This window comes from Streptomyces sp. NPDC001070, assembly GCF_053598835.1.
The window spans coordinates 177,811-187,729 of the sequence record NZ_JBSFLB010000017.1; the positions used below are offsets into that span (position 1 = coordinate 177,811).

The following is a 9,919-nucleotide window of genomic DNA, read 5'->3' on the forward strand; positions in this document are numbered from 1 at the left end:
CACTGTGCACGTAGCACAAACGCAGGCGGAGACCAGAAGGTTCCCAGAATCCCGCACTCTCACACTTCTTCGCGCACGCCGAGTCATGTTCCGGGGACACCTGCCGGCGGCCGCCGGTGAACGGCCGCCGCCCGGCCGGTCGCCCGGCGTCGCGTCACCGCGTCTGCATCCACTGCTCCATCACCGCGAGGAGGTGGTCGGTGTCCACCGGCTTGGCGACATAGTCGGACGCTCCCGATTCGATGCTCTTCTCCCGGTCGCCCTTCATCGCCTTCGCCGTCAGCGCGATGATCGGCAGGCCCGCGAACTGCGGCATCCTGCGGATCGCGGCCGTCGTCGCATAGCCGTCCATCTCGGGCATCATGATGTCCATCAGGACGACCGCGACATCGTCGTGCTGCTCCAGGACCTCGATCCCCTCCCTGCCGTTCTCGGCGTACAGCACGGTCAGGCCGTGCTGTTCCAGAACGCTGGTGAGGGCGAAGACATTGCGGATGTCGTCGTCGACGATGAGCACCTTCTCGCCGCTGAAGCCGCCCGCGAAGCCGGTGTAGGCGTCGCTGTGCACACCGTCCACCCACGACTCGGGGAGCGCGGCGCGCTCCGCCGGACCGGCCGCCGCGGGCCGCGGTGCCGCCGAACGCCGGCGCAGCCGCGCCAGGCTGCTGCCCGCGCCCCGGCCGCGCGCCGCCACATGGCCGTGCGCCGGGACGTGGAACGGCTCGGCGGCCGCTCCCTCGATCTCCCCCACGACCTCGCCGCCGGGCAGCTGGGAGTAGCCCTGGGGCGGCAGTTCGGTGCTGTTGAGGGGCAGGTAGAGGGTGAAGGTCGAGCCGCGGCCGGGCTGGCTGTCGGCGTGGATCTCGCCGCCGAGCAGCCGGGCGATCTCCCGGCTGATGGACAGGCCGAGGCCCGTGCCGCCGTACTTGCGGCTGGTGGTGCCGTCCGCCTGCTTGAACGCCTCGAAGATGACCCGCATCTTGCTGGACGCGATGCCGATGCCCGTGTCGGTCACGGAGAAGGCGATCAGCGGCTCGTCCGCGCCCCGCAGCGAGCCGGACTCCAGCAACTGTTCCCGGATCGCCTGCGGTACGTCCGGACCGGCCGGGCGGATGACCAGCTCGACCGAGCCGCTGTCGGTGAACTTCACCGCGTTCGACAGCAGGTTGCGCAGCACCTGCAGCAGCCGCTGCTCGTCGGTGTGCAAGGTGGCGGGCAGCTCCGGCGAGACCCGCACGGAGAAGTCCAGGCCCTTCTCCGCGGTGAGCGGCCGGAAGGTGGCCTCCACGTAGTCGACCAGCTGGACCAGGGCGATGCGGGTCGGGCTGACGTCCATCTTGCCCGCCTCGACCTTGGACAGGTCCAGGATGTCGTTGATCAGCTGCAGCAGGTCGGAGCCGGCGCCGTGGATCGTCTCGGCGAACTCGACCTGCTTCGGGGAGAGGTTGCCCTCGGCGTTGTCCGCGAGCAGCTTGGCCAGGATGAGCAGCGAGTTGAGCGGGGTGCGCAGCTCGTGCGACATGTTGGCCAGGAACTCGGACTTGTAGCGCATCGAGACCGCCAGCTGCTCGGCGCGCTCCTCCAGGACCTGCCGGGCCTCCTCGATCTCGGTGTTCTTCACCTCGATGTCGCGGTTCTGGCGGGCGAGCAGCTCGGCCTTCTCCTCCAGCTCCGTGTTGGACATCTGCAGCTGCTTCTGCCGGTTCTCCAGCTCCGCCGAGCGCTCCCGCAGTTGCTCGGTCAGCTCCTGGGACTGCTCCAGCAGGTACTCCGTCTTGGTGTTGACGCTGATGGTGTTGACGCTGACCGCGATCATGTCGGTGATCTGGCCGAGGAAGTCCTTCTGGATCTGGGTGAACGGCTGGAAGGAGGCCAGCTCGATCACACCGAGCACCCGGTCCTCGAACACCACCGGCAGCACGATGACGTGGGCCGGCGGTGCCTCGCCGAGTCCGGAGGAGATGCGCAGGTAGCCCGGCGGCACGTCCTCCACCAGGATGGAGCGCTTCTCGACCGCGGCGGTGCCGATCAGCCCCTCGCCGGGCAGGAAGACGGTGGGCATCGTCCGCTTGGAGAAGCCGTACGAGCCGCTCAGCCGCAGCTCGTAGCCCTCGTCGGCCTCCTCGCCGCCGGCCGGTTCCTCCGCGATGAAGAAGGCGCCGTGCTGGGCGGAGACCACCGGGGTCAGCTCGCTCATGATGAGTCCGGCCACGTCGTTGAGGTCGCGGCGGCCCTGCATCAGACCGGAGATGCGGGCGAGGTTGCCCTTGAGCCAGTCCTGCTCCTTGTTGGCGAGCGTGGTCTCGCGAAGACGCACGATCATGGTGTTGATGTAGTCCTGGAGCTCCAGGATCTCGCCCGCCGCGTCCACGTCCGTGCGGATGTTGAGGTCGCCGCGGGTCACCGCGGTGGCCACCTGGGCGATGTTGCGCACCTGACGGGTCAGGTTGTTCGCCATCAGGTTCACCGACTCGGTGAGGTCCTTCCAGATGCCGGACACGCCCGGCACCCGGGCCTGGCCGCCCAGGCGGCCCTCGGTGCCCACCTCACGGGCCACCCGGGTCACCTGGTCACCGAAGGCCGACAGCTGGTCGACCATCGTGTTGATGGTCGTCTTCAGCTCCAGGATCTCGCCGTGCGCGTCGACGTCGATCTTCTTGGACAGGTCGCCGCGGGCCACCGCGGTGGTGACCATGGCGATGTTGCGGACCTGGCCCGTCAGGTTGGAGGCCATGTTGTTCACCGACTCGGTGAGGTCCTTCCACGAGCCGGACACACCCGGCACGCGCGCCTGACCGCCGAGGATGCCGTCGGTGCCCACCTCGCGGGCGACGCGGGTCACCTCGTCACCGAAGGCGGAGAGCGTGTCGACCATCGTGTTGATGGTCTCGGTGAGCTGGGCGACCTCGCCGCGCGCCTCGACGGTGATCTTCTTGGTGAGGTCGCCGTTGGCGACGGCGGTGGCGACGGAGGAGATCGAACGCACCTGACTGGTCAGGTTGTTCGCCATCAGGTTGACGTTGTCGGTGAGGTCCTTCCAGATGCCGGAGACGTCCCGCACCCGGGCCTGGCCGCCCAGCTGGCCCTCGGTGCCCACCTCTCGGGCCACCCGGGTCACCTCGTCGGCGAAGGCGGACAGCTGGTCGACCATCGTGTTGACGGTGGTGACCAGGGCGAGGATCTCGCCCTTGGCGTCGACGGTGATCTTCTTCGACAGGTCGCCCTGGGCGACCGCGGTGGTGACCTCGGCGATGTTGCGGACCTGCATGGTCAGGTTGTTCGCCATGAAGTTGACGGACTGCGTCAGGTCCTTCCAGGTGCCCGACACGCCCTTCACCTCGGCCTGGCCGCCCAGGATGCCCTCGGTGCCCACCTCGCGGGCCACCCGGGTCACCTGCTCCGCGAAGGAGGACAGCTGGTCGACCATCGTGTTGAGGACGTTCTTCAGCTCCAGGATCTCGCCGCGCGCGTCGACGTCGATCTTCTGGGACAGGTCGCCGCGGGCCACCGCGGTGGCCACCTGCGCGATGTTGCGGACCTGTGCGGTCAGGTTGCCGGCCATGCCGTTCACGGAGTCGGTGAGGTCGCGCCACACACCGGCCACACCGGGCACCTGCGCCTGGCCGCCGAGCCGTCCCTCGGTGCCCACCTCGCGGGCCACCCGGGTCACCTGCTCCGCGAAGGAGGACAGCTGGTCGACCATCGTGTTGATGGTGTTCTTCAGCTCCAGGATCTCGCCGCGCGCGTCGACGTCGACCTTCTGGGACAGGTCACCGCGCGCCACCGCGGTCGTCACCTGGGCGATCTGGCGGACCTGCGAGGTGAGGTTGCCCGCCATGAAGTTGACGGAGTCCGTCAGCTCCTTCCACACGCCGCTGACGCCGTCGACGCGGGCCTGACCGCCCAGACGCCCCTCGGTGCCCACGTCCCGGGCCATACGGGTGACCTGGCCGGCGAAGGAGGACAGCTGATCCACCATGCGGTTCACGGTGTTCTTCAGCTCCAGCATCTCGCCGGAGACGTCCACCGTGACCTTCTGCGACAGATCGCCGTTGGCGACCGCCGTCGTCACCTGCGCGATGTTGCGGACCTGGCCGGTCAGGTTGCGGAACGCGGTGTTCACGGAATCCGTCAGGTCCTTCCACAGACCCGCCGCACCCGGCACCTGCGCCTGGCCGCCCAGTTCACCCTCGACGCCGACCTCGCGTGCGACGCGGGTCACCTCGGCACCGAAGGCCGACAGCTGGTCGACCATCGTGTTCACGGTGTTCTTCAGCTCCAGCATCTCGCCGGAGACGTCCACCGTGACCTTCTGCGACAGATCGCCGTTGGCGACCGCCGTCGTCACCTGCGCGATGTCCCGCACCTGGCCGGTCAGGTTGCGGAACGCGGTGTTCACCGAGTCGGTGAGGTCCTTCCAGGTGCCTGCCGCGCCCGGCACCTGCGCCTGGCCGCCCAGGCGGCCCTCCGCGCCGACCTCGCCGGCGACACGGGTCACCTCGTCGGCGAACGTGCGCAGCGTCTCGGTCATCGCGTTGACGGTCTCGGCGAGCTGCGCGACCTCGCCGCGCGCGCCGATGGTGATCTTCTGCGACAGGTCGCCGTTGGCGACCGCGGTGGTCACCTGGGCGATGTCCCGCACCTGGGCCGTGAGATTGCCGGCCATCAGGTTGACGGAGTCCGTGAGGTCCTTCCACACGCCGTCGACGCCGGCCACCTTGGCCTGGCCGCCCAACTGCCCCTCGGTGCCCACCTCACGTGCGACGCGGGTCACCTCGGAGGCGAAGGAGGACAGCTGGTCCACCATCGTGTTGACGGTGTTCTTCAGCTCCAGCATCTCGCCGGCCACGTGCACGGTGACCTTGCGCGACAGGTCGCCCTTGGCGACCGCGGTCGTGACGAGAGCGATGTCACGCACCTGGGCCGTCAGGCGGGACGCCATGGTGTTGACCGAATCCGTGAGGTCCTTCCACGAACCGGACATACCGCGTACCCGGGCCTGGCCGCCGAGCTTGCCCTCGGTGCCGACCTCGCTCGCCACCCGGGTCACCTCGTCGGTGAAGGTGGACAGCTGGTCGACCAGCCCGTTGACGGTGCGACCCACCTTCAGGAACTCACCGCGCAGCGGATGCCCCGAGCCGTCGGCGCCCTGCGCGCGCAGATCCATCCGCTGCTCCAGGTCGCCCTCGGCGACCGCCGACAGCACCCGGCCGACCTCGGACATCGGCCGCACCAGGTCGTCAACGAGCGCGTTGGAGGCGTCGATGGCCGTCGCCCAGGCGCCTTCGCACACCCCCGTCTCCAGGCGCTCGGCGAGCTTGCCCTCACGGCCCACGACCCGCCGCACCCGCGCCAGCTCCCCGGTGAGGTGCTGGTTGCGGTCGGCGACCTCGTTGAACACCGCGGAGATCTCGGCCATGACCCCGTCGCCGGTGACCGTCAGCCGCTTGCGGAAGTTGCCGTCCCGCATGGATTCCAACGCGGACAGCAGTCTGTGCAGGGCCGCCGAGTCGACCTCGACGGTCCCTGTCCCGGCCCCGCTCGTACGCGACCGCGCGTCCTTCACCCGTGCGGAACCACCCCGCTTCGCTGGGGTTGCCGCGCCGCCTCGCGCCGATGCGCCAGACTCCACCGTGTCCCTCCCGGAGGGTCGACCGACCTGCAGGTGCCTCGTTCAGGCATGCCCAGTGTTTCACCATGCCCGGGCCCGGCCATAACAGTTCGGCAGCATCGCATATGACCGGCGTCATGATCGGGGCAGGAACACCCCCAACCGGCACACACGCGGTCGCCGGGGGTAAGTAACCTGGCATGCGGTTGCCCACCTTGGGCCGGGCGTACACCTCGAAGTGGGGGCCGGTGGTGACAGTACAGCGGACGACAGATGGCGACGTCCCGGGACAAACAAGGAGATCTGTGATCACGGCGCGGGCCGCGGCCACCTTCGAGCCGGTGGGACGCTCGGTCGCCACCGCACGCGCGTTCGTCCGCGACACCCTCCAGGGCTGGGGCTTCTCCGAGGTCGTCGACGACGCCGTCGTGCTGACCAGTGAACTCGTCACCAACGCCGTGGTCCACGCCGGTACCGCCGCCGACGTCCAGTGCCTGCGCTACGAGTCCGCCGTACGGATCGAGGTCGCCGACCGCTACCCCGAGCGGGAACTGCCCCTCCACGACGCCAAGAAGCAGATCCACCCCGACCACGAGGGCGGCCGCGGCCTGCTCCTGTGCTCGGCCCTGGCCAGCCACTGGGGCGTGGAGTACACCGCCGCCGACAAGCACGTCTGGTTCCGCCTGGAACTCCCCCGGCGCCCCGCGGGCACCCGCTCCGCCGGCCCCGCGCTGCCGGTACAGGCACTGCCCCTGGCCGACGAACGGATCCGCGTCGCCGTCGTCCAGGTCGACCGCGGCGGCATCATCACCCGATGGAACCAGGACGCCGCAGAGCTCTTCGGCCACCCCGACGACCAGGTCACCGGCAAGCCCCTCGGCGACTTCGCCGCCTGGCCGCAGACCCCCGGCACCGGCCACGGCATCGCCGAGGCGCTGCTGCTGTCCCGCTGGGAGGGCAGCTACGGCATCCGCGGCGCCGACGGCCGCATCCTCCCCGTCTACGGCGCGCACCTGCGGGTCCGCGACACCTCCGGCGAGCCGTCCACCGTGTGCCTGCTCGTGCGCGAGAACGAGCGCGCCGTACTGCAGAACCCGGGCCGCGGCATGATCGCCGTCGACGGCGGCGCCGAACGCGGCAAGGCCGTCGACCCGTTCGAGTCCTTCATCGGCTCCCCCGCCCCCGACGACCTCGACGGACTGCTGCAGCGCACCGTCGAACGGGCCCGCGACATGCTCGACGGCGATGCCGCCTACCTGCTGCTCGCCACCGACGACGAGACCGAGCTGGAGGTACGCGCCTCCACCGGTCTCCCCTCCGCCCGGCAGCGCTTCGCCCGCGTCCCCGTCGAGGCGGGCACCGGGCGCTACGGCAGTGCCCGTATGCCCGCCGTCCACGAGGACCTCACCGCCGTGCCCGGCGCCGTACCACTGCTCGCCGGCACCGGCATGCGCTCCATCGTCACCGTCCCCCTCAAGGTCGAGGGACGCCTCACCGGCTCGCTCGGCGTCGCCGCCGAGAGTCCGGGCCGCTACACCAACGAGGAGGCGCTGCGCCTCCAGTTCGCCGCCGACCGCATCGCGCTGGCGGTGGAGAGCGCCCGCCTCACCGAGCTCGAGCGCCTGCGCCGCGGCTCGCTGTCCTTCCTGGTGGAGGCCTCCGACCTGCTGGCGGGCACCCTGGAACGCGACCAGACGCTCGCCCTCATGGCCCAGATGACCGTGCCCACCCTGGCCAGCTGGTGCGCCGTCTACACCATCGCCGACCAGGCCTCCGAGCCCGAACTCGCCTTCGTCCTGCACGAGGACGAGGACCGCATCGACGGCATCAAGGCCCTGCTGTCCCGCGTCGCACCGCCCGAGCCCGACCCCACCCCCGGCGCCCGGGCGTGGACCGCCCCCGGCGACGCCGCCCACTCCACCGCACTGCGCGCCTCCCTCCGCAGCCTGGGCCTCGGCGAGGCGGGCCGCCCTGCCACCGGTCCCGGTACGGCCCTGGCGACCGCGGCCGCCGTGAGCGGCGAGACCGTCGTACTGCCGCTGGTCGCCCGCAACCGCGTCATCGGCATGCTGACGCTCGGCAAGCCGGCCGACGAACGCTTCCGCCAGGAGATCCTTGAGCTCGCCGAGGACCTGTCGCGACGAGCCGCCCTCGCCCTGGACAACGCCCGCCTCTACAGCGAGCGCACCGCCATCAGCCAGTCCCTCCAGCGCAGTCTCCTGCCGCCCGGCCTCCCGGTGATCCCCGGTGTCGAGGTCGAGGTCGTCTACCGCGCCGCCGGTGAGGGCAACGAGGTCGGCGGCGACTTCTACGACGTCTTCCCCATCCGCGACGGCTGCTGGGGCTTCGCCATCGGCGACGTCTGCGGCACCGGTCCGGAGGCGGCCGCCGTCACGGGCCTGGCCCGGCACGCCCTGCGCCTGCTCGCCCGCGAGGGCTTCAGCGGCCCGTCCGTCCTGGAACGCCTCAACGCGGCCATCCTCGACGAGGGAGCCCGCAGCCGTTTCCTCACGCTCCTCTACGGCGAGATGTGGCCGCAGAGCGACGGCAGCACCGTCCTGAAGGTCGTCTGCGCCGGCCACCCGCTGCCGCTGAGGCTGCGCCAGAGCGGCGTCGTCGAACCCGCCGCGGAGCCCCAGCCGCTGCTCGGCGTCATCGAAGACCTCGAACTCGTCGAGCAGACCGTCACCCTCGACCCGGGCGACGTCCTGCTCTGCGTCACCGACGGCGTCACCGAACGCCGCGAGGGCAACCGCATGCTCGGCGACGACGGCCTCGCCGACGTCCTGGCCACCTGTACGGGCCTCACGGCGGGCGCCGTGGCCGCCCGCATCCAGCGGGCCGTCGAGCGCTTCGCCTCCGACGCGCCCTCCGACGACATGGCCATCCTCGCGATGCGCGTCACGGAACTCCCCGCGTAGGGAAAGCGGTCCGCGGCGAAGCGCGGAAGAACACAAAGAAAGAAGGCCCCCGCCGAACGGCGGGGGCCTTCTTTGTCAGAGCCCCAATACGGAATCGAACCGTAGACCTTCTCCTTACCATGGAGACGCTCTGCCGACTGAGCTATTGGGGCGCGTCGACGTGAAGGATCTTAACCCATGGGGGCCCCGGTTCGGAAATCCGATCGACGCAGCGCCCGTGCGGGCCGACCGAGGTTCACAGCAGACCGCCGAGCGTGTTGCACGCCGCGGCCATCCGCTCCAACTCCGTCTCCGTCAGGCCCGGATGGACGGGCAGCGACAGCGTCTCGCCGGCCGCCTTCTCCGTCCTGGGCAGGTACGCGCCGGACCCGTACTCCGGCAGCCGGTGCACGGGCGTCGGGATGCTCACATTCGCCCGCACGCCGCGCGAGGCCAGCGCCATCGCGAAGGCGTCCCGGTCCGGCCGGCCGTTACCCGGAATCCGCACCGTGTAGCGGTGGTAGACGTGGTGCGCGCCGGGCTCGACGTACGGCACCAGGACGCCCGTCAGGGCCGAGTCCAGGTAACGGCAGTTGGCCCGCTGCCGCGCCACGGCTCCGGCCAGCTTCCCGAGCGCCCCACGGCCCGCGGCCGCCTTGCCGTCGGTCATCCGGGCCCTGGAGTGCTTCGTGTCCCGGAGCCGCTTCACGGCGCCCGCCAGCTCGGGGTGTTCCGTGGTCACAACGGCCCCTTCCTCGACGCCGAAGACACTCAGCACCCCGTAGGTGCCGACCCTGCGCCCCGCCAGCGTCGCCGCCTGCGCCTGCGTCGCGTCCTCGACGATCGCCAGGCCGTGCCGGGCGGCGATGTAGGTGATCTGGTCGACGGCCGCGGGGTGCCCGAACAGGTGCACCGGCAGGATCGCCGCCGTGAGGGGCGTGATCGCCGCGGCGACGGCCTCCGGGTCGAGGCAGAACGTCAGCGGATCGATGTCCGCGAAGACCGGCACCGCACCCACCAGTCGCACCGCGGCCGCGGTCTCCACGGGCGCGAACGACGGGAGGATCACTTCCTCGCCGGCCCCGATACCGAGCGAAAGCAGCGCCAGCTGCAACGCGGAGGTCGCGGAATTCACGGCGACAGCATGACGTTCGTCCACGGCCGACGAGAACTCGTCCTCCAGCGCGGCTACTTCAGCACCCTGTACGAGGAACTGCTGCATCAGGCTCACCTCCACTTGCCCGTCTCGGCAAGGATTGCCGCGGTGGATGATGAACTGCTGAGCTGAACATGAACAGCGGGTGTGGAAACGCCAAAAAGCCGTGCCCCCGGACTCGGTCCGGGGGCACGGCTCTGAAGAATTGTTCGGCGGCGTCCTACTCTCCAGCAGCTGAACGAGGGGCTGGAG

The 9,919-nt window shown here is 70.4% G+C and carries 3 protein-coding genes and 1 tRNA gene; 1 reads left to right on the top strand and 3 read right to left on the bottom strand.

Annotated features, from left to right (window positions below; genetic code table 11):
- Nucleotides 1–154: 154 nt before the first annotated feature.
- On the bottom strand, nucleotides 155–5,632 hold the full coding sequence (locus tag ACWDAS_RS22065; protein WP_450393403.1) for a HAMP domain-containing protein: 5,478 nt from the start codon (nucleotides 5,630–5,632) through the stop codon (nucleotides 155–157).
- 284 nt (nucleotides 5,633–5,916) lie between these two features.
- Here ACWDAS_RS22065 and ACWDAS_RS22070 point away from each other — a divergent pair, with 284 nt between their 5' ends.
- Nucleotides 5,917–8,532: a SpoIIE family protein phosphatase gene (locus ACWDAS_RS22070; RefSeq protein WP_450393406.1), complete on the top strand. Its 2,616-nt coding sequence runs from the start codon at nucleotides 5,917–5,919 to the stop codon at nucleotides 8,530–8,532.
- Between the two features lie 79 nt (nucleotides 8,533–8,611).
- Here ACWDAS_RS22070 and ACWDAS_RS22075 read toward each other — a convergent pair.
- Nucleotides 8,612–8,684: transfer RNA gene (locus ACWDAS_RS22075), tRNA-Thr, on the bottom strand.
- 83 nt (nucleotides 8,685–8,767) lie between these two features.
- Complete coding sequence (locus ACWDAS_RS22080; protein WP_450393409.1) at nucleotides 8,768–9,748, bottom strand: DegT/DnrJ/EryC1/StrS family aminotransferase; 981 nt, start codon at nucleotides 9,746–9,748, stop codon at nucleotides 8,768–8,770.
- Between the last annotated feature and the right edge of the window lie 171 nt (nucleotides 9,749–9,919).